The 15,986-nt window shown below is 65.3% G+C and carries 30 protein-coding genes and 1 pseudogene; all 31 read right to left on the minus strand.

Translation table 11 applies throughout. The features are described 5' to 3' along the window. Positions 1 to 269: pseudogene (locus ACWD3I_RS38390) on the minus strand (DNA-directed RNA polymerase subunit alpha); the annotation flags it as partial. Positions 270 to 388: 119 nt separating this feature from the next. After that, on the minus strand, positions 389 to 793 hold the full coding sequence (rpsK, locus tag ACWD3I_RS38395) for a 30S ribosomal protein S11 (protein ID WP_003956432.1): 405 nt from the start codon (positions 791 to 793) through the stop codon (positions 389 to 391). 70 nt (positions 794 to 863) lie between these two features. Continuing rightward, positions 864 to 1,244, minus strand: a complete 381-nt coding sequence (gene rpsM, locus ACWD3I_RS38400; protein ID WP_046263515.1) for a 30S ribosomal protein S13 — start codon at positions 1,242 to 1,244, stop codon at positions 864 to 866. A 192-nt stretch (positions 1,245 to 1,436) separates the two neighbouring features. After that, positions 1,437 to 1,550 (minus strand): 50S ribosomal protein L36, encoded by a 114-nt coding sequence (gene rpmJ / locus ACWD3I_RS38405; RefSeq protein WP_003998809.1) that lies wholly within the window; start codon positions 1,548 to 1,550, stop codon positions 1,437 to 1,439. Between the two features lie 57 nt (positions 1,551 to 1,607). Then, complete coding sequence (gene infA, locus ACWD3I_RS38410; RefSeq protein WP_003948620.1) at positions 1,608 to 1,829, minus strand: translation initiation factor IF-1; 222 nt, start codon at positions 1,827 to 1,829, stop codon at positions 1,608 to 1,610. Positions 1,830 to 2,102: 273 nt separating this feature from the next. Then, a complete protein-coding gene (gene map / locus ACWD3I_RS38415; protein ID WP_365412535.1) occupies positions 2,103 to 2,939 on the minus strand; it encodes a type I methionyl aminopeptidase in 837 nt (278 codons plus the stop codon). Between the two features lie 97 nt (positions 2,940 to 3,036). Next, entirely contained in the window at positions 3,037 to 3,699 is a 663-nt protein-coding gene (locus ACWD3I_RS38420) for an adenylate kinase (protein ID WP_046263517.1), read from the minus strand. Beyond that, entirely contained in the window at positions 3,699 to 5,012 is a 1,314-nt protein-coding gene (secY, locus tag ACWD3I_RS38425; RefSeq protein ID WP_361481027.1) for a preprotein translocase subunit SecY, read from the minus strand. The genes ACWD3I_RS38420 and secY overlap by 1 nt, the downstream gene beginning before the upstream one ends. Positions 5,013 to 5,256: 244 nt before the next feature. Continuing rightward, complete coding sequence (gene rplO, locus ACWD3I_RS38430) at positions 5,257 to 5,712, minus strand: 50S ribosomal protein L15 (RefSeq protein WP_020941680.1); 456 nt, start codon at positions 5,710 to 5,712, stop codon at positions 5,257 to 5,259. 2 nt (positions 5,713 to 5,714) lie between these two features. Then, entirely contained in the window at positions 5,715 to 5,897 is a 183-nt protein-coding gene (gene rpmD / locus ACWD3I_RS38435) for a 50S ribosomal protein L30 (RefSeq protein ID WP_046263519.1), read from the minus strand. Beyond that, positions 5,897 to 6,505: a 30S ribosomal protein S5 gene (gene rpsE / locus ACWD3I_RS38440; protein WP_013001409.1), complete on the minus strand. Its 609-nt coding sequence runs from the start codon at positions 6,503 to 6,505 to the stop codon at positions 5,897 to 5,899. Before rpsE ends, rpmD begins: the two co-directional genes overlap by 1 nt. 41 nt (positions 6,506 to 6,546) lie before the next feature. Next, positions 6,547 to 6,930 carry a 50S ribosomal protein L18 gene (gene rplR / locus ACWD3I_RS38445; RefSeq protein ID WP_046263520.1) on the minus strand — a complete coding sequence of 128 codons (384 nt, stop codon included), beginning with the start codon at positions 6,928 to 6,930 and terminating at the stop codon, positions 6,547 to 6,549. Positions 6,931 to 6,933: 3 nt separating this feature from the next. Further along, positions 6,934 to 7,473 (minus strand): 50S ribosomal protein L6, encoded by a 540-nt coding sequence (rplF, locus tag ACWD3I_RS38450; protein WP_046263521.1) that lies wholly within the window; start codon positions 7,471 to 7,473, stop codon positions 6,934 to 6,936. A 24-nt stretch (positions 7,474 to 7,497) separates the two neighbouring features. Beyond that, complete coding sequence (gene rpsH / locus ACWD3I_RS38455; RefSeq protein WP_013001411.1) at positions 7,498 to 7,896, minus strand: 30S ribosomal protein S8; 399 nt, start codon at positions 7,894 to 7,896, stop codon at positions 7,498 to 7,500. 214 nt (positions 7,897 to 8,110) lie between these two features. Continuing rightward, the gene (locus ACWD3I_RS38460) at positions 8,111 to 8,296 is read right to left on the minus strand and encodes a type Z 30S ribosomal protein S14 (RefSeq protein ID WP_003956452.1); all 186 of its coding nucleotides are present in this window, start codon (positions 8,294 to 8,296) and stop codon (positions 8,111 to 8,113) included. A gap of 5 nt (positions 8,297 to 8,301) precedes the next feature. Beyond that, positions 8,302 to 8,859 carry a 50S ribosomal protein L5 gene (gene rplE / locus ACWD3I_RS38465; protein ID WP_003974255.1) on the minus strand — a complete coding sequence of 186 codons (558 nt, stop codon included), beginning with the start codon at positions 8,857 to 8,859 and terminating at the stop codon, positions 8,302 to 8,304. Beyond that, entirely contained in the window at positions 8,859 to 9,182 is a 324-nt protein-coding gene (rplX, locus tag ACWD3I_RS38470) for a 50S ribosomal protein L24 (RefSeq protein WP_046263522.1), read from the minus strand. The genes rplE and rplX overlap by 1 nt, the downstream gene beginning before the upstream one ends. A 2-nt stretch (positions 9,183 to 9,184) precedes the next feature. After that, positions 9,185 to 9,553 (minus strand): 50S ribosomal protein L14, encoded by a 369-nt coding sequence (rplN, locus tag ACWD3I_RS38475; protein WP_003992364.1) that lies wholly within the window; start codon positions 9,551 to 9,553, stop codon positions 9,185 to 9,187. A gap of 100 nt (positions 9,554 to 9,653) precedes the next feature. After that, complete coding sequence (gene rpsQ / locus ACWD3I_RS38480) at positions 9,654 to 9,941, minus strand: 30S ribosomal protein S17 (RefSeq protein WP_007384073.1); 288 nt, start codon at positions 9,939 to 9,941, stop codon at positions 9,654 to 9,656. Next, positions 9,941 to 10,165 carry a 50S ribosomal protein L29 gene (rpmC, locus tag ACWD3I_RS38485; RefSeq protein ID WP_005481220.1) on the minus strand — a complete coding sequence of 75 codons (225 nt, stop codon included), beginning with the start codon at positions 10,163 to 10,165 and terminating at the stop codon, positions 9,941 to 9,943. The genes rpsQ and rpmC overlap by 1 nt, the downstream gene beginning before the upstream one ends. Next, positions 10,165 to 10,584, minus strand: coding sequence for a 50S ribosomal protein L16 (rplP, locus tag ACWD3I_RS38490; RefSeq protein WP_004927269.1), 420 nt, complete (start codon positions 10,582 to 10,584; stop codon positions 10,165 to 10,167). Before rplP ends, rpmC begins: the two co-directional genes overlap by 1 nt. A gap of 5 nt (positions 10,585 to 10,589) precedes the next feature. After that, positions 10,590 to 11,429, minus strand: coding sequence for a 30S ribosomal protein S3 (gene rpsC, locus ACWD3I_RS38495; protein ID WP_365412543.1), 840 nt, complete (start codon positions 11,427 to 11,429; stop codon positions 10,590 to 10,592). Beyond that, positions 11,429 to 11,776: a 50S ribosomal protein L22 gene (gene rplV / locus ACWD3I_RS38500; RefSeq protein WP_030619142.1), complete on the minus strand. Its 348-nt coding sequence runs from the start codon at positions 11,774 to 11,776 to the stop codon at positions 11,429 to 11,431. Before rplV ends, rpsC begins: the two co-directional genes overlap by 1 nt. Positions 11,777 to 11,820: 44 nt before the next feature. Continuing rightward, positions 11,821 to 12,102: a 30S ribosomal protein S19 gene (gene rpsS, locus ACWD3I_RS38505; protein ID WP_003992359.1), complete on the minus strand. Its 282-nt coding sequence runs from the start codon at positions 12,100 to 12,102 to the stop codon at positions 11,821 to 11,823. A 12-nt stretch (positions 12,103 to 12,114) separates the two neighbouring features. Further along, positions 12,115 to 12,951, minus strand: a complete 837-nt coding sequence (gene rplB, locus ACWD3I_RS38510; protein WP_030046376.1) for a 50S ribosomal protein L2 — start codon at positions 12,949 to 12,951, stop codon at positions 12,115 to 12,117. A 38-nt stretch (positions 12,952 to 12,989) separates the two neighbouring features. After that, on the minus strand, positions 12,990 to 13,409 hold the full coding sequence (gene rplW, locus ACWD3I_RS38515) for a 50S ribosomal protein L23 (protein ID WP_046263525.1): 420 nt from the start codon (positions 13,407 to 13,409) through the stop codon (positions 12,990 to 12,992). Further along, positions 13,409 to 14,065, minus strand: a complete 657-nt coding sequence (gene rplD / locus ACWD3I_RS38520) for a 50S ribosomal protein L4 (RefSeq protein WP_365412547.1) — start codon at positions 14,063 to 14,065, stop codon at positions 13,409 to 13,411. The genes rplW and rplD overlap by 1 nt, the downstream gene beginning before the upstream one ends. A gap of 7 nt (positions 14,066 to 14,072) precedes the next feature. After that, positions 14,073 to 14,717, minus strand: a complete 645-nt coding sequence (rplC, locus tag ACWD3I_RS38525) for a 50S ribosomal protein L3 (protein WP_007384065.1) — start codon at positions 14,715 to 14,717, stop codon at positions 14,073 to 14,075. Between the two features lie 17 nt (positions 14,718 to 14,734). Next, on the minus strand, positions 14,735 to 15,043 hold the full coding sequence (gene rpsJ, locus ACWD3I_RS38530; RefSeq protein WP_003948644.1) for a 30S ribosomal protein S10: 309 nt from the start codon (positions 15,041 to 15,043) through the stop codon (positions 14,735 to 14,737). Positions 15,044 to 15,464: 421 nt separating this feature from the next. After that, entirely contained in the window at positions 15,465 to 15,761 is a 297-nt protein-coding gene (locus ACWD3I_RS38535) for a hypothetical protein (protein ID WP_365412550.1), read from the minus strand. Between the two features lie 19 nt (positions 15,762 to 15,780). Beyond that, positions 15,781 to 15,966: a hypothetical protein gene (locus ACWD3I_RS38540; RefSeq protein ID WP_365412552.1), complete on the minus strand. Its 186-nt coding sequence runs from the start codon at positions 15,964 to 15,966 to the stop codon at positions 15,781 to 15,783. Between the last annotated feature and the right edge of the window lie 20 nt (positions 15,967 to 15,986).

A 15,986-nucleotide genomic window follows, 5' to 3' on the forward strand; every position in this document is an offset into this window, starting at 1 on the left:
TCGTGCTCCGAGGAGACGACCAGCTGCTTGATGTTGAGGATCAGGTCGGTGACGTCCTCCTTGACGCCCGGCACGGTGGTGAACTCGTGCAGGACACCGTCGATGCGGATGCTGGTGACAGCAGCGCCGGGGATCGACGACAGGAGGGTACGGCGAAGGGAGTTGCCGAGGGTGTAGCCGAAGCCCGGCTCCAGCGGCTCGATCACGAACCGGGAGCGGAACTCGTCGACGACCTCTTCGGTCAACGAGGGGCGCTGAGCGATCAGCATGGTGCGTTCCTTCTGTCAGGGGCGCCCGCTATTTGACGCCCTGATTTGTTACAAGGGTACGGGCGATACGACTCCGAAGAGTCATACCGCCCGAAAACCTCAGACCAAGCAGCCGTGCGTCAGACGCGGCGGCGCTTCGGCGGACGGCAGCCGTTGTGCGGGGTGGGCGTGACGTCCTGGATCGAGCCGACCTCGAGGCCGGTGGCCTGGAGGGAGCGGATCGCGGTCTCACGGCCGGAGCCGGGACCCTTGACGAACACGTCAACCTTGCGCATGCCGTGCTCCTGCGCGCGGCGGGCGGCCGACTCGGCGGCCATCTGCGCGGCGAAGGGGGTGGACTTGCGCGAGCCCTTGAAGCCGACGTGGCCGGCGGAGGCCCAGGAGATCACGTTGCCCGAGGGGTCCGTGATCGAGACGATCGTGTTGTTGAACGTGCTCTTGATGTGGGCGTGCCCATGAGCGACGTTCTTCTTTTCCTTGCGGCGCACCTTCTTGGCAGCGCCCTGACGACCCTTGGGGGGCATCTAGTAACTCCTACGGGGAGGTGGTCGGTCCTACAGCGAAGACCGCTGATGAAGCGTTGTCCGCTGAGGACTACTTCTTGCCCGGCTTCTTCTTGCCGGCGATGGCGCGACGCGGGCCCTTGCGGGTACGAGCGTTCGTGCTGGTGCGCTGACCGCGGACGGGCAGACCACGACGGTGACGGAGACCCTGGTAGCAGCCGATCTCCACCTTACGGCGGATGTCGGCCTGGACCTCGCGACGGAGGTCACCCTCGGTCTTGATGTTGTTGTCGACGTACTCACGAATCGCGACGAGCTGCTCCTCGGAGAGGTCGCGAACGCGGGTGTTCGGGTCGACGCCGGTCTCGGCCAGCGTCAGCTGGGAGAGAGTACGGCCGATACCGAACACGTAGGTCAGGGCGACCTCCACGCGCTTTTCGCGCGGGATGTCAACACCGGAAACGCGTGCCATTCAATGGCTCCTGGTGATCTTCGGAGGTCTTCCACAGAACCGGTTCCCAGCCGCCGTACCAGGTACGAACTGGGTCCCCGGCCTCCGAACCGGGGGTGTCAGGCACCGGAGTGCCTGGGTTCTGCGTATGAACAAATTCAGCTCGCGTCGCGCGAATCTCTGCGATATCGATGCAGAGGGAAAGGTCGTGCGTCAGCCCTGGCGCTGCTTGTGGCGCGGGTTCTCGCAGATGACCATGACCCGACCGTGACGGCGGATCACCCTGCACTTGTCGCAGATCTTCTTGACGCTCGGCTTGACCTTCATTAGTGAGGTTCTCCGGGTCAGTGCCACCACCCCGCCGAAACGGGATGCGGGCAAGATCTACTTGTAGCGGTAGACGATCCGGCCACGCGTCAGGTCGTACGGAGACAACTCCACCACGACCCGGTCGTCAGGGAGGATACGGATGTAGTGCATACGCATCTTGCCGCTGATGTGTGCCAGGACCTGGTGGCCGTTCTGGAGCTCGACCTTGAACATGGCGTTCGGAAGAGACTCGACGACAGTGCCCTCGATCTCGATGGCACCTTGCTTCTTGGCCACGCTTCGCCCTTCGAATCGACTACCTTGATCGACTCTGTACGAGCGCATGCAGGCATGCGGGTGCACGAGAGCCGACGAGTCAGTCTACGTCAGCACACCCGGAAAGACGAATCGAGGAAGAATGCCCGGGAGGGGAGATCTTTAAGCACGCGGGGGCGACAACGCCCGTCAGGGCGCGGGGCTGTGTCGATATGCGGCTCCGCCGCGTGGGCTCGATCAGCCCCGACTCACCCACAGTCGCCCGACGACAGAACCGCCCTCCCCGGAAGGCGTTCAGGCCAGCGGATCCGGAGCGGCGACTACGCCGTACTCCGCCAGCTTCGCCTTGCCCCCGTCGGGAGCGGTGAGCACCAGCGGACCGTCCACGGTCAACGCGACGGAGTGCTCCCAGTGCGAAGACCACGTACCGTCCGTCGTGATCACGGTCCAGTCGTCGGAGAGGACCTCGGTCCTGGGCGTACCCAGCGACACCATCGGCTCGATCGCGAGGCAGAACCCGGGAACCAGCTTCGGCCCCTTTCCCCGCCGCCGGTCGACGTAGTTCAGCAGGTGCGGGTCCATGTGCATCTCGGTGCCGATGCCGTGGCCGCCGTAGTCCTCGATGATCCCGTAGCGCCCGCCGCCGGCCTTCGGCTGACGGCGGATGTACGTCTCGATGGCCTTCGACACGTCCACCAGCCGGTTGCCCTGCTTCATCGCGGCGATACCGGCCCACATGGACTCTTCCGTCACCCGGGACAGCTCAAGGAGCTCCGGAGCGTGACCGGACCCCACGAAGGCCGTGTAGGCCGCGTCACCGTGCCAGCCGTCGACGATCGCGCCGCAGTCGATGGAGATGATGTCGCCGTCCGCCAGGACCACGTCGTCGGACGGGATGCCGTGGACCACGACCTCGTTCACGGAGGTGCAGATCGTCGCCGGGAACCCGCCGTACCCCAGGAAGTTCGACTTCGCCCCGTGCTCGGCGAGCACCTTGCGCGCGACCTCGTCCAGGTCCTTCGTGGACGCCCCCGGCACAGCGGCCTCCCGCGTGGCCGCGTGGATGGCGGCGACGACCAGTCCCGCCTCACGCATCTTGGCGATCTGCTCGGGGGTCTTGATCTGCACCATGGGGGCCTGCGCTCTCCGTCACTCGCCGGTTCGGTTACCTACACAACAGTACGGCCGTGCAGTCCCTCGGGACTCCACGGCCGTACCAGGACGACGACTACTGGTCGTCGCCTTCACGCTTCAGTCCGGCCAGCGCACGAGTGGTGACCTCGTCCACCGGACCCATGGCCTCGATCGTCACGACCAGGCCCTGCGACTTGTAGTAGTCGATGATCGGCTCGGTCTGCGTGTGGTAGACCTCGAGCCGCGTGCGGACGGTGGCCTCGGAGTCGTCGTCCCGCTGGTACAGCTCGCCGCCGCAGACGTCACAGACGCCTTCCTTGGCCGGCTTCTTGTACGTCACGTGGAAGACGTGCGAGGAGTCGTTACGGCAGATGCGCCGACCGGCGATCCGCTTGACGACCTCCTCCTCGGGGGCCTCCAGGTCCAGCACCGCGTCCAGCTTGATGCCCTCGGTGGTGAGCAGCTCGTCCAACGCCTCGGCCTGTGAGACGTTCCGCGGGAAGCCGTCCAGCAGGAAACCGTTCACGGCGTCCGGCTGTTCCATACGGTCCTTCGCCATCGCGATGGTGACCTCGTCGGGAACGAGGTTGCCGGCGTCCATGTAGGACTTCGCGAGTTTGCCAAGGTCCGTCTGCTGGCTGATGTTGGCGCGGAACAGGTCGCCCGTGGAGATGTGCGGGACACGCAGTTTCTCGGCGAGGCGTGTGGCCTGCGTTCCCTTTCCGGCGCCAGGCGGCCCGACGAGGACGATTCGCATCAGCGGAGGAACCCTTCGTAATTGCGCTGCTGGAGCTGGCTCTCGATCTGCTTCACCGTTTCAAGACCCACACCCACGATGATCAGGATGCTGGTCCCGCCGAACGGGAAGTTCTGGTTTGCCCCGAAACCAACCAACGCCATCGTCGGGACGAGAGCAATCAGACCCAAGTACAGCGAACCCGGCCAGGTGATCCGGTTGAGTACGTAGGAGAGGTACTCAGCGGTCGGTCGGCCAGCCCGGATGCCCGGGATGAAGCCACCATACTTCTTCATGTTGTCGGCGACTTCCTCGGGGTTGAAGGAGATCGCGACGTAGAAGAAGGCGAAGAAAACGATCAGCAAGAAGTACATGGTGATGTAAATCGGGTGGTCGCCCTTGGTCAGATTCTGCTCGACCCAGGTTTTCCAGCCGGAGTTGCTGCTCGAGAACTGCGCGATGAGAGCCGGGATGTACAGCAGCGACGACGCGAAGATGACGGGAATCACACCCGCCTGGTTCACCTTCAGCGGGATGTACGTGGACGTCCCGCCGTAGGCGCGGCGGCCGATCATCCGCTTCGCGTACTGAACCGGGATACGGCGCTGAGCCTGCTCGACGAAGACCACCAGACCGACCATGACCAGGCCGACCGCGACGACGGTGCCGAACTCGATCCAGCCGTCGGCCAGGGTGCCCTGCTTCTTGATGGCCCACAGCGCCGACGGGAAGGTGGCGGCGATCGAGATGAACATCAGGATCGACATGCCGTTGCCGATACCGCGGTCGGTGATGAGCTCACCGAGCCACATCACGACGGCCGTACCGGCGGTCATGGTGATGACCATGACGATCGTGGAGAAGATCGAGCGGTCCGGGACGATGGACGACGCGGCGGTGCAGCCGGAGAACAGCGCACCACTGCGGGCGGTGGCGACGAGGCCCGTGCCCTGAAGGATGGCGAGCGCCACGGTCAGGTAGCGGGTGTACTGCGTGATCTTCGCGGTACCGGCCTGGCCCTCCTTCTTGAGGGCTTCCAGGCGCGGGATGACCACGGTCAGCAGCTGAAGGATGATGCTCGCCGTGATGTACGGCATGATCCCGAGCGCGAAGATCGTGATCTGCAGCAGCGCTCCGCCGCTGAACATGTTGACCAGACCGAAGAGGCCCTGGTTCGCGGACGCCTCGTCGACGCACTGCTGAACGGACTTGTAGTCGACGCCGGGGATCGGGACGTGGGTACCGACTCGGTACACCACGATGATGCCCAGCGTGAAGAGCAGCTTCTTGCGCAGGTCGGGCGTCTTGAACGCCCGGGCGAACGCGGTGAGCACGGTGCCTCCTGCGACCCCCGCGCTACTGCGTCAAGGGTGACGGTCTTGAGGTTCGACGGATACAGACGAATACGTAACGGCCAACTGCCGCTCAAGGTGCCCCAGGTGCAGCACCCTGTGAAAGTTGGCAGTGCAGGCCACCTTACCGGCGAGACTGCCACCCTAGGAACGACCAACCGGGGATACCCCATTTGTGGGGTATCCCCGGTCGGGATCGCTCAAGTCATCGAGACGCCTGAGGTGTTCAGACGAGCTCGGTGACGGTGCCGCCGGCCGCGGTGATCTTCTCCTTGGCGGAGCCGGAGACGGCGTCGACCGTCACCTGCAGCGCCACGGTGATCTCACCCTGACCGAGGACCTTGACGAGGCTGTTCTTGCGAACGGCACCCTTGGCCACCAGACCCTCGACGGTGACCTCGCCACCCTCGGGGTAGAGAGCGGCCAGCTTGTCGAGGTTCACGACCTGGAACTCGACCTTGAACGGGTTCTTGAAGCCCTTGAGCTTCGGAAGACGCATGTGGAGGGGCATCTGCCCGCCCTCGAAGCGCTCCGGAACCTGGTAACGGGCCTTCGTGCCCTTGGTACCACGACCAGCCGTCTTACCCTTCGACGCCTCACCACGACCCACACGGGTCTTGGCGGTCTTGGCGCCCGGGGCGGGACGGAGGTTGTGGATCTTGAGCGGGTTGTTCTCCGCCATGATCAGTCGACCTCCTCGACCGACACGAGGTGGCGGACGGTGTGCACCATGCCGCGGAACTCGGGGCGGTCCTCCTTGACGACCTGCGAGTTGATGCCCTTGAGACCAAGGGAACGCAGGGTGTCACGGTGGTTCTGCTTGCTGCCGATGTACGACTTCGTCTGCGTGATCTTGAGCTGTGCCATTACGCAGCACCGGCCCCGGCACGCGCACGCAGCAGAGCCGCGGGAGCGACGTCCTCGAGGGGCAGACCACGGCGAGCCGCGATCTCCTCGGGACGCTGCAGACCCTTCAGGGCCTCCACGGTCGCGTGCACGATGTTGATCGCGTTCGACGAGCCGAGCGACTTCGACAGGATGTCGTGCACGCCGGCGCACTCGAGCACGGCACGCACCGGGCCACCGGCGATAACGCCGGTACCGGGGGAAGCAGGCTTGAGCAGGACGACGCCCGCGGCCTTCTCGCCCGTGATCGGGTGCGGGATGGTGCCCTGGATACGGGGGACCTTGAAGAAGTGCTTCTTGGCCTCTTCAACACCCTTGGCGATCGCGGCCGGCACCTCCTTGGCCTTGCCGTAACCGACACCGACGGTGCCATCGCCATCGCCCACTACGACGAGCGCAGTGAAGCTGAAGCGACGACCACCCTTCACAACCTTGGCGACACGGTTGATCGCGACAACGCGCTCAACGTAAGCGGTCTTCTCGGCGGCAGCTGCGCCGCCGTCACGGCCCTTCCGGTCCCGCCGCTCGCCGCCACCGGCACCGCCACCGCGGCGCTGGGGTCCAGCCATTGGAATTACCTCTCTCTGTTTCCGCTAGCTACGGAAGCGGCTCAGAACTTGAGCCCGGCTTCGCGGGCGGCGTCCGCCAGGGCGGCAATGCGCCCGGCGTACTGGTTGCCACCACGGTCGAATACGACAGCCTCGACGCCCGCAGCCTTGGCGCGCTCGGCGACCAGGGCGCCGACCGACTTCGCCTGCGCGGACTTGTCGCCCTCGGCACCGCGGATCGAGGTGTCCAGGGTCGACGCCGACGCCAGGGTGTGACCCTTGATGTCGTCGATGACCTGGGCCACGATGTGGCGGTTCGAGCGCGTCACAACGAGACGCGGCCGCTCAGCCGTACCCGAGATGTGCTTGCGGATACGAATGTGACGGCGCTTGATCGCGGCGCGCTTGTAGGCGTCGCCCTTAAGGATCTTCTGTCCGTATGCCATGGCTTACTTACCCGCCTTTCCGACCTTGCGGCGGATGACTTCGCCCTCGTACTTGACGCCCTTGGCCTTGTACGGGTCGGGCTTGCGCAGCTTGCGGATGTTGGCCGCAACCTCGCCGACCTTCTGCTTGTCGATGCCCTCGACCGAGAAACGGGTCGGGTTCTCAACCTTGAAGGTGATGCCCTCGGGGGCTTCGACGGTGATCGGGTGGCTGTAGCCCAGAGCGAACTCGAGGTTCGATCCCTTGGCCGTAACGCGGTAACCGACACCGCTGATCTCGAGCTTCTTCACGTAACCCTGGGTCACGCCGGTGATCATGTTCGCCACCAGCGTGCGGGACAGGCCGTGCAGGGCCTTGTTCTGACGCTCGTCGTTGGGGCGGGTGACGCTGAGCACGCCGTCCTCACCCTTGGCGATGTCGATCGGCGCAGCGACGGTGTGGGAGAGAGAGCCCTTGGGGCCCTTCACCGAAACCGTACGGCCGTCGATGGTGACGTCCACGCCGGCGGGAACCGTGATGGGGAGCTTGCCAATGCGCGACATAGCTGTTTCCTCCGTTCCCTTCCGCTACCAGACGTAGGCGAGAACTTCTCCGCCTACGCCCTTCTTGCCGGCCTGCTTGTCGGTGAGGAGCCCGTGGGACGTGGAGATGATCGCCACGCCGAGGCCACCCAGCACCTTGGGCAGGGAGGTGGACTTCGCGTAAACCCGGAGACCGGGCTTGGAGATCCGCTTGATGCCCGCGATGGAGCGCTCACGGTTCGGGCCGAACTTCAGCTCGAGGACGAGGTTCTTGCCGACCTCGGCGTCCTCGACCTTCCAGCCCGTGATGAAGCCCTCCTGCTGGAGGATCTCCGCGATGTGAGACTTGATCTTGGACGCCGGCATCGTCACAGAGTCGTGGTACGCCGAGTTCGCGTTCCGCAGACGCGTAAGCATGTCTGCGATCGGATCAGTCATGGTCATGAATTGGCCTTCGGCCTCTCTCGCCGGGGTTTCCTGGTGCGCCATCCCTCTCCTCGATCCGAGACGAGGCGGGTGCGGTGCGGTGGACCTACGGCGTAGTAAGTCGTACGGGCGACCATCAGGCGCCCAACCCTCCTAGCCTAAGCCATGGAGAGGAGGGCGCCTGACACGCCCAGTGCTTACCGAGAGCCCTTGGAGTCCCTAAAAGCGGGGACTACCAGGAGCTCTTGGTCACGCCCGGCAGCTCGCCACGGTGAGCCATCTCACGAAGGCACACGCGGCACAGGCCGAACTTGCGGTACACGGAGTGCGGACGGCCGCAGCGCTGGCAGCGGGTGTACGCACGCACACCGAACTTGGGCTTGCGAGCAGCCTTGGCAATCAGAGCCTTCTTCGCCATCTCGCTCACGCCTCCTTGAAGGGGAAGCCGAGGTGACGAAGGAGAGCACGGCCCTCAGCGTCGTTGGTCGCCGTGGTCACCACGGTGATGTCCATACCCCGGGTACGGTCGATCTTGTCCTGGTCGATCTCGTGGAACATGACCTGCTCCGTGAGACCGAAGGTGTAGTTGCCACGGCCGTCGAACTGCTTGGGGGACAGACCACGGAAGTCGCGGATGCGCGGAAGCGCCAGCGACAGGGTGCGGTCCAGGAACTCCCACATGCGGTCGCCACGGAGCGTGACGTGGGCACCGATCGGCTGACCCTCACGCAGCTTGAACTGCGCGATGGACTTGCGGGCCTTGGTGACGGCCGGCTTCTGACCGGTGATCGTGGTGAGGTCGCGGATGGCGCCCTCGATCAGCTTGGAGTCGCGGGCGGCGTCGCCCACACCCATGTTGACCACGATCTTGACGAGGCCGGGGATCTGCATGACGTTCTCGTAGGAGAACTCCTCACGCAGCTTGCCCGCGATCTCCTCGCGGTACTTCGTCTTGAGACGCGGAGTCGTGGTGGTAGCCATCAGATGTCCTCACCCGTCCGCTTGGCAACGCGAACCTTGTTGCCCTCGTCGTCGAAGCGGTAACCGACACGCGTGACGACCTTGTTGCCGTCCTTCTCAACGACCAGCTGGACGTTGGAGACGTGGATCGGCGCCTCGGTCGTGACGATGCCACCGGCCTGCGAACCCTTGGCGGTCGGGCCGGCCTTGGTGTGCTTCTTGACCCGGTTGACACCCTCGACCAGGACGCGCTCGTCGCTCGGGTAAGCGGCAATGACCTTGCCCTGCTTGCCCTTGTCCTTACCGGTGATGACCTGGACCAGGTCGCCCTTCTTGATCTTCATGCTTACAGCACCTCCGGCGCGAGCGAGATGATCTTCATGAACTTCTTCTCGCGCAGCTCCCGGCCCACCGGGCCGAAGATACGGGTGCCACGAGGGTCGCCGTCGTTCTTGAGAATGACAGCGGCGTTCTCGTCGAAGCGGATGTACGAGCCGTCGGGACGGCGACGCTCCTTGACGGTGCGAACGATGACCGCCTTGATGACGTCACCCTTCTTCACGTTGCCGCCGGGGATCGCGTCCTTGACGGTGGCGACGATGACGTCACCGATGCCCGCGTAGCGGCGACCGGAGCCACCGAGCACACGGATGCAAAGGATTTCCTTCGCACCAGTGTTGTCGGCGACACGCAGTCGCGACTCCTGCTGGATCACGTCTATCTCCTGTTTGTCTGCCGGTTCCCGGCAGGGGTTCCGTGACGGAACCCCTGCCGAGCCTGGCGGAACTGACCTGCGGGATTACCCCCGCAGGAAATTACTTGGCCTTCTCGAGGATCTCGACGACGCGCCACCGCTTCGTGGCGGACAGCGGCCGGGTCTCCGCGAGGAGGACACGGTCGCCGACGCCGGCGGCGTTCTGCTCGTCGTGCGCCTTGAGCTTGTTCGTACGGCGGATGACCTTGCCGTACAGCGCGTGCTTGACGCGGTCCTCGACGGCGACGACGACGGTCTTGTCCATCTTGTCGCTGACGACGAGACCCTCACGGGTCTTGCGGAAGCCGCGGGCCTCTGCAGTCTGCTCAGTCACGTTGCTCTCACTCATCAGGCGCTCTCCACCGTCTCGATGCCCAGCTCGCGCTCACGCATCAGGGTGTAGATCCGCGCGATGTCCTTACGGACGGCCTTGAGCCGACCGTGGTTCTCGAGCTGACCCGTCGCCGCCTGGAAGCGGAGGTTGAACAGCTCTTCCTTGGCTTCGCGGAGCTTGTTGAGAAGCTCCTCGTCACCCAGTTCGCGCAGCTCGGACGCCTTGGTACCGGCCGACATCACGCTTCACCTGCCTCGCGCTTGACGATCCGGCACTTCATCGGCAGCTTGTGGGCTGCGCGAGTCAGGGCCTCACGGGCGATCTTCTCGTTGGGGTAGGACAGTTCGAACATGACCCGGCCCGGGTGCACGTTCGCGATCCACCACTCGGGAGAACCCTTACCGGAACCCATGCGGGTCTCGGCAGGCTTCTTCGTCAGCGGGCGGTCCGGGTAGATGTTGATCCAGACCTTGCCGCCACGCTTGATGTGGCGGGTCATCGCGATACGGGCCGCCTCGATCTGGCGGTTGGTCACGTACGCCGGCGTGAGGGCCTGAATGCCGTACTCGCCGAACGCGACCGTCGTACCGCCCTTGGCCTGACCACGGCGCTTCGGGTGGTGCTGCTTGCGGTGCTTGACCCTACGGGGGATCAGCATGTCGGTCAGGCCTCCGTTCCGGTGCTCTCAGCCGGAGCGGCAGCCGCCGGAGCCTCGGCCTTGGGGGCCTCGGCAGCGGGAGCCTGCTGCGGCTTGCGGCCGCGGCCGCCACGCTCGCCACCACGACCACCACGGGCCGGGCGGTCGCCGCCACCGGCACCACCACGGGCCGGGCGGTTACCCGCACGGGCCGCGGCGTTCTCGGCGCGGACCTCGGCGATGTTCTTGACATCGCCCTTGTAGATCCAGACCTTCACACCGATGCGGCCGAAGGTCGTCTTGGCCTCGAAGAAGCCGTAGTCCACGTTCGCGCGGAGCGTGTGCAGGGGCACACGGCCCTCGCGGTAGAACTCCGAGCGGGACATCTCGGCGCCGCCGAGGCGACCGCCGCACTGGATCTTGATGCCCTTGGCGCCGGCCTTCATGGCGGACTGCATGCTCTTACGCATGGCCCGACGGAAGGAGACGCGGGAGGAGAGCTGCTCGGCAACGGCCTGAGCAACCAGCTGAGCGTCCGTCTCGGGGTTCTTGACCTCGAGGATGTTCAGCTGGACCTGCTTGCCCGTGAGCTTCTCGAGGTCACCGCGGATGCGGTCGGCCTCGGCGCCACGGCGGCCGATGACGATGCCCGGACGCGCGGTGTGGATGTCCACACGGACACGGTCACGGGTGCGCTCGATCTCCACCTTCGAGATGCCGGCGCGCTCCATGCCGGACGTCATCATCCGACGGATGGCGACGTCTTCCTTGACGTAGTCCTTGTACAGCTTGTCGGCGTACCACCGGGACTTGAAGTCCGTGGTGACACCGAGCCGGAACCCGTGCGGGTTTACCTTCTGGCCCATTACCGGGTTCCTTCCTTGCTGCTGACGACCACGGTGATGTGGCTGGTCCGCTTGCGGATCCGGTAGGCACGGCCCTGGGCGCGCGGACGGAACCGCTTCAGGGTCGGGCCCTCGTCGACGTACGCCTCCGAGATGACGAGGCTGTCGGCGTCGGTGTGGTCGTAGTTGTGCGCGGCGTTGGCGATGGCGCTGTCGAGCACCTTGCCGACGGGCACTGAGGCTGCCTGCGGAGCGAATCGCAGAACAGCCTGAGCCTCCGTGGCATCCATGCCACGGATAAGGTCCACCACGCGGCGGGCCTTCATGGGCGTAACGCGGATGTACCGCGCCTGGGCCCTGGCTTCCATGGTTGTCCCTCTCAGTTACTTACGTGTCTGAATGCGATCCGCTACTAGCGGCGCTTCGACTTCCGGTCGTCCTTGACGTGACCCCGGAAGGTACGAGTCGGCGAGAACTCGCCGAGCTTGTGACCGACCATCGACTCGGTGACGAACACCGGGATGTGGGTCTTGCCGTTGTGCACCGCGAGCGTGTGGCCGAGCATGGCCGGCACGATCATGGAGCGACGGGACCAGGTCTTGATGACGTTCTTGGTGCCAGCTTCGTTCTGGGCGTCCACCTTCTTGATCAGGTGGTCGTCGACGAAGGGCCCCTTCTTGAGACTCCGCGGCATCTAAACCCGCTCCTAGCGCTTCTTGTTCGTCTTGCGGCGGCGGACGATGTACTTGTTCGAAGCCTTCTTCGGCGAACGAGTACGACCCTCCTTCTGACCCCACGGGGAGACCGGGTGGCGACCACCGGAGGTCTTGCCCTCACCACCACCGTGCGGGTGGTCGACCGGGTTCATCGCCACACCGCGAACGGTCGGGCGAACGCCCAGCCAGCGCTTACGGCCGGCCTTGCCCCAGTTGATGTTGCTCTGCTCGGCGTTGCCGACCTCGCCGACGGTGGCGCGGCAGCGCACGTCGACCAGGCGGATCTCACCGGAAGGCATGCGGAGGTGGGCCATCTGGCCCTCCTTCGCGAGCAGCTGCACCGAGGCACCGGCGGAGCGGGCGAACTTGGCGCCGCCACCGGGACGGAGCTCGATCGCGTGGATCGTGGTACCGACCGGGATGTTGCGGAGCGCCAGGTTGTTGCCCGGCTTGATGTCGGCCCCGGGACCGTTCTCGACGCGGTCACCCTGCTGCAGGTTGCGCGGGGCGAGGATGTAGCGCTTCTCGCCGTCCGCGTAGTGCAGCAGCGCGATGCGCGCGGTGCGGTTGGGGTCGTACTCGATGTGCGCGACCTTCGCCGGCACGCCGTCCTTGTCGTGACGACGGAAGTCGATCACTCGGTAGGCGCGCTTGTGTCCGCCACCCTGGTGGCGAACGGTCACACGACCGGAATTGTTACGGCCGCCCTTGCTGTGCAGGGGGCGAACCAGCGACTTCTCCGGCGTGGACCGCGTGACCTCGACGAAGTCGGCGACGCTGGAGCCACGGCGGCCCGGCGTAGTCGGCTTGTACTTGCGGATTCCCATTTCTCAGTCCTCGTCCGATATCGGACGATCCGACCCGCTTACGCGGTCGGACCGCCGAAGATGTCGATACGGTCGCCCTCAGCAAGGGTCACGATCGCGCGCTTGGTGCCGGCACGCTGGCCGAAACCGGTGCGGGTCCGCTTGCGCTTGCCCTGGCGGTTGATCGTGTTGACCCCGGTGACCTTGACCGAGAAGACCGCCTGGACGGCCTGCTTGATCTGGGTCTTGTTGGCGTTGGGGTCGACGATGAACGTGTACTTGTTCTCGTCGAGGAGCGCGTAGCTCTTCTCCGACACGACCGGCTTCAGCAGCACGTCACGGGGGTCCGTGTACGCCTTGCTGGGCGCGGTGACGACGGTGTTCTTGCCCTCGGCGGCGTGGCGACGCGCCTTGGCGACGCGCGCGGCCTTGGCGGCCTTCGCAGCCTTGGAGGCAATGCTCGGGTGACGCGTAGCCATCAGGCCTCGCTCCCTTCGGTGTCGTTGGCCTGCGGGCCGGCGACGAAGGACTCGAAAGCGGCCTGGGTGAAGACCACGTCGTCCGAGACGATCACGTCGTACGTGTTCAGCTGGCCCGGCTCCAGGATGTGGATCTGGGGCAGGTTGCGGGCGGACAGCCACGCGGCCTCGTCGGCGCGGTCGACGACCAGGAGCAGGTTCTTGCGCTCCGAGATCTTGCCGAACAGCGTGCGAGCGGCCTTCGTGGACGGGGAGTCGCCCTCGATCACGCCGGTGACGACGTGGATGCGGTTGTTGCGGGCCCGGTCGGTGAGGGCGTGGCGCAGGGCCGCGGCCTTCATCTTCTTCGGGGTCCGCTGCGAGTAGTCACGCGGCTGCGGGCCGTGGACGACGCCACCGCCGGCGAACTGCGGGGCGCGGGTCGAGCCCTGACGGGCGCGGCCGGTGCCCTTCTGGCGGTACGGCTTCTTGCCGCCACCACGGACTTCACCGCGACGCTTGGTCTTGTGCGTGCCCTGGCGGGCAGCCGCGTTCTGCGCAACGACGACCTGGTGGATCAGCGGGATGCTGATCTTCTCCACGCCGAAGATCTCCGCGGGGAGTTCGACGCTTCCGGTCTTCTCGCCGGCAGGCGAAAGGATGTCAACAGTGCTCATCGGTACCTCAGGCCCCCTTGGCCGCGGTGCGGACCAGGACGAGGCCGCCGTTCGGACCGGGGACAGCGCCCTTGATGAGCAGCAGACCCTTCTCCGCGTCAACGGCGTGGACGGTCAGGTTCTGGGTGGTGACCCGCTCGTTGCCCATGCGACCCGCCATGCGGAGGCCCTTGAACACGCGGCCCGGGGTGGCGCAGCCACCGATGGAACCGGGAGAGCGGTGCTTGCGCTGGGTGCCGTGTCCGGCGCCGAGGCCCTTGAAGTTGTGACGCTTCATGACACCGGCGAAGCCCTTGCCCTTGCTCTTGCCGGTCACGTCGACCTTGATGCCGGCCTCGAACACCTCAGCGGTGATCTCCTGGCCGAGGGTGTACTCGCTGGCGTCAGCGGTACGGATCTCGACGAGGTGGCGGCGGGGAGTGACGTCGGCCTTGGCGAAGTGGCCCTTGAGGGGCTTGTTCACCTTGCGCGGGTCGATCTCGCCGAACGCGATCTGGACGGACTCGTAGCCGTCGGCGTCGTTCGTGCGGACCTGGGTGACGACGTTGGGGCCGGCCTTGACGACGGTGACCGGAACAACACGGTTGTTCTCGTCCCACACCTGCGTCATGCCGAGCTTCTCGCCCAGGATGCCCTTGATCTGCTTAGCCATTCTCAGATCACCGATCCCTAGAGCTTGATCTCGATGTCGACACCGGCCGGGAGGTCGAGTCGCATCAAAGAGTCAACGGTCTTGGGCGTCGGGTCGAGAATGTCGATCAGGCGCTTGTGCGTGCGCATCTCGAAGTGCTCGCGCGAGTCCTTGTACTTGTGCGGCGACTTGATGACGCAGTACACGTTCTTCTCAGTGGGCAGCGGCACCGGGCCCGCGACCGACGCACCAGTACGCGTCACCGTCTCGACGATCTTCTTCGCCGAGCTGTCGATGACCTCGTGGTCGTAGGCCTTGAGCCGGATGCGGATCTTCTGTCCCGCCATGGCTACTCAGTAGTCCTTTGTCTCGTTTAACGCTCTGGAACCCGGTGTTCCTGTCTTCCGCCCTCCGACCCACGCGGTCGGGTGTGTCGCGCTCTTACTGACACAGATGCCCCTTGTTCGAGCACCCCTTGTCTGGGAGCACGGCCCTTCCGGAACCGCAAGCCGAGGACGAAAGGTCCACCGGGTGCCTGGTCTGTGCCGTACCTTGCTTCCCGAAAGATTCCCGTACGTCCGCCCCAGCGCTGCCGTGTGGCAGTTAGGGCGACGAGTACTGTGGGACTCGCTTCCGGTCCTCCCGGCGGGAGGCGCGCAGCATCAACACTCGACCGAGCAACTCGGACAGTCTGCCATATGGGGCAGGGGGCTGGCCAATCGAAGTCGAGGATCGTACCCCGGGAGTGACGCAGGTCAAACCCTTGCCTCAGCTCGGGGTGTCACCCCGGGACTCTCGACGCTTCCTGCGCGCCGGCTCCGCGAGCCCGGCCACCTCGACGATCGCTCTCAGTAGCGCGAAAACCACGGACAGCTCGAAGAAATCGCCGACCATGTAGCGGAGATCACGGAACACCACCGCGCAGACCGCACCGACCGCACCGCAGTAGAGCGCGGCCCAGAACCCTCGCCATCTGCGCATCGGGTAAATGACCAAAGGCACGAACGGCCACACATACGAAGTGGCCAGGAGAGCCGCGGCCAGTGCGACGACTACGACGGTCACGCGTCCTCGGCCTTTCGGATCACAGGACCCCGGTCCCCTCGAGGATCCAGCCCATGATGAGTGCGGCCGGGAGGAATATGAGGACGCTCGCGAACGCGAGTCCCATTTTCCACGAGTTCCTGTCGGCTATTTTCACGCACAGCAAGGTCATGGGGGTCAGGTACAGGAACAGCAGGACGAATACGAACAGGAACCCCGCTCCCACGACGTGCCTTTCTGTGTCTC

Source organism: Streptomyces sp. NPDC002817 (assembly GCF_053592055.1).

Coding starts and splice junctions, on each gene's coding strand:
- rplX (WP_046263522.1), bottom strand. CDS start 9,182: ATGAAGATCAAGAAGGGCGACCTGGTCCAGGTCATCACCGGTAAGGAC.
- map (WP_365412535.1), bottom strand. CDS start 2,939: ATGGTGCAGATCAAGACCCCCGAGCAGATCGCCAAGATGCGTGAGGCG.
- ACWD3I_RS38420 (WP_046263517.1), bottom strand. CDS start 3,699: ATGCGAATCGTCCTCGTCGGGCCGCCTGGCGCCGGAAAGGGAACGCAG.
- rplR (WP_046263520.1), bottom strand. CDS start 6,930: ATGGCATACGGACAGAAGATCCTTAAGGGCGACGCCTACAAGCGCGCC.
- rpsC (WP_365412543.1), bottom strand. CDS start 11,429: ATGGGCCAGAAGGTAAACCCGCACGGGTTCCGGCTCGGTGTCACCACG.
- rplW (WP_046263525.1), bottom strand. CDS start 13,409: ATGGCTACGCGTCACCCGAGCATTGCCTCCAAGGCTGCGAAGGCCGCC.
- ACWD3I_RS38460 (WP_003956452.1), bottom strand. CDS start 8,296: ATGGCGAAGAAGGCTCTGATTGCCAAGGCTGCTCGCAAGCCCAAGTTC.
- rplB (WP_030046376.1), bottom strand. CDS start 12,951: ATGGGAATCCGCAAGTACAAGCCGACTACGCCGGGCCGCCGTGGCTCC.
- rpmJ (WP_003998809.1), bottom strand. CDS start 1,550: ATGAAGGTCAAGCCGAGCGTCAAGAAGATCTGCGACAAGTGCAGGGTG.
- rplC (WP_007384065.1), bottom strand. CDS start 14,717: ATGGCTAAGCAGATCAAGGGCATCCTGGGCGAGAAGCTCGGCATGACG.
- rplO (WP_020941680.1), bottom strand. CDS start 5,712: ATGGCGGAGAACAACCCGCTCAAGATCCACAACCTCCGTCCCGCCCCG.
- rpmD (WP_046263519.1), bottom strand. CDS start 5,897: ATGGCACAGCTCAAGATCACGCAGACGAAGTCGTACATCGGCAGCAAG.
- rpsH (WP_013001411.1), bottom strand. CDS start 7,896: ATGACCATGACTGATCCGATCGCAGACATGCTTACGCGTCTGCGGAAC.
- rpsJ (WP_003948644.1), bottom strand. CDS start 15,043: ATGGCGGGACAGAAGATCCGCATCCGGCTCAAGGCCTACGACCACGAG.
- rplP (WP_004927269.1), bottom strand. CDS start 10,584: ATGCTGATCCCCCGTAGGGTCAAGCACCGCAAGCAGCACCACCCGAAG.
- rpsK (WP_003956432.1), bottom strand. CDS start 793: ATGCCCCCCAAGGGTCGTCAGGGCGCTGCCAAGAAGGTGCGCCGCAAG.
- rpsE (WP_013001409.1), bottom strand. CDS start 6,505: ATGGCTGGACCCCAGCGCCGCGGTGGCGGTGCCGGTGGCGGCGAGCGG.
- rplD (WP_365412547.1), bottom strand. CDS start 14,065: ATGAGCACTGTTGACATCCTTTCGCCTGCCGGCGAGAAGACCGGAAGC.
- rplV (WP_030619142.1), bottom strand. CDS start 11,776: ATGGAAGCCAGGGCCCAGGCGCGGTACATCCGCGTTACGCCCATGAAG.
- rpmC (WP_005481220.1), bottom strand. CDS start 10,165: ATGTCGGCCGGTACCAAGGCGTCCGAGCTGCGCGAACTGGGTGACGAG.
- rpsM (WP_046263515.1), bottom strand. CDS start 1,244: ATGGCACGCGTTTCCGGTGTTGACATCCCGCGCGAAAAGCGCGTGGAG.
- rplF (WP_046263521.1), bottom strand. CDS start 7,473: ATGTCGCGCATTGGCAAGCTCCCCATCACGGTTCCCGCCGGCGTGGAC.
- rpsQ (WP_007384073.1), bottom strand. CDS start 9,941: ATGAGTGAGAGCAACGTGACTGAGCAGACTGCAGAGGCCCGCGGCTTC.
- rpsS (WP_003992359.1), bottom strand. CDS start 12,102: ATGCCGCGGAGTCTCAAGAAGGGGCCCTTCGTCGACGACCACCTGATC.
- rplE (WP_003974255.1), bottom strand. CDS start 8,859: ATGGCTACCACCACGACTCCGCGTCTCAAGACGAAGTACCGCGAGGAG.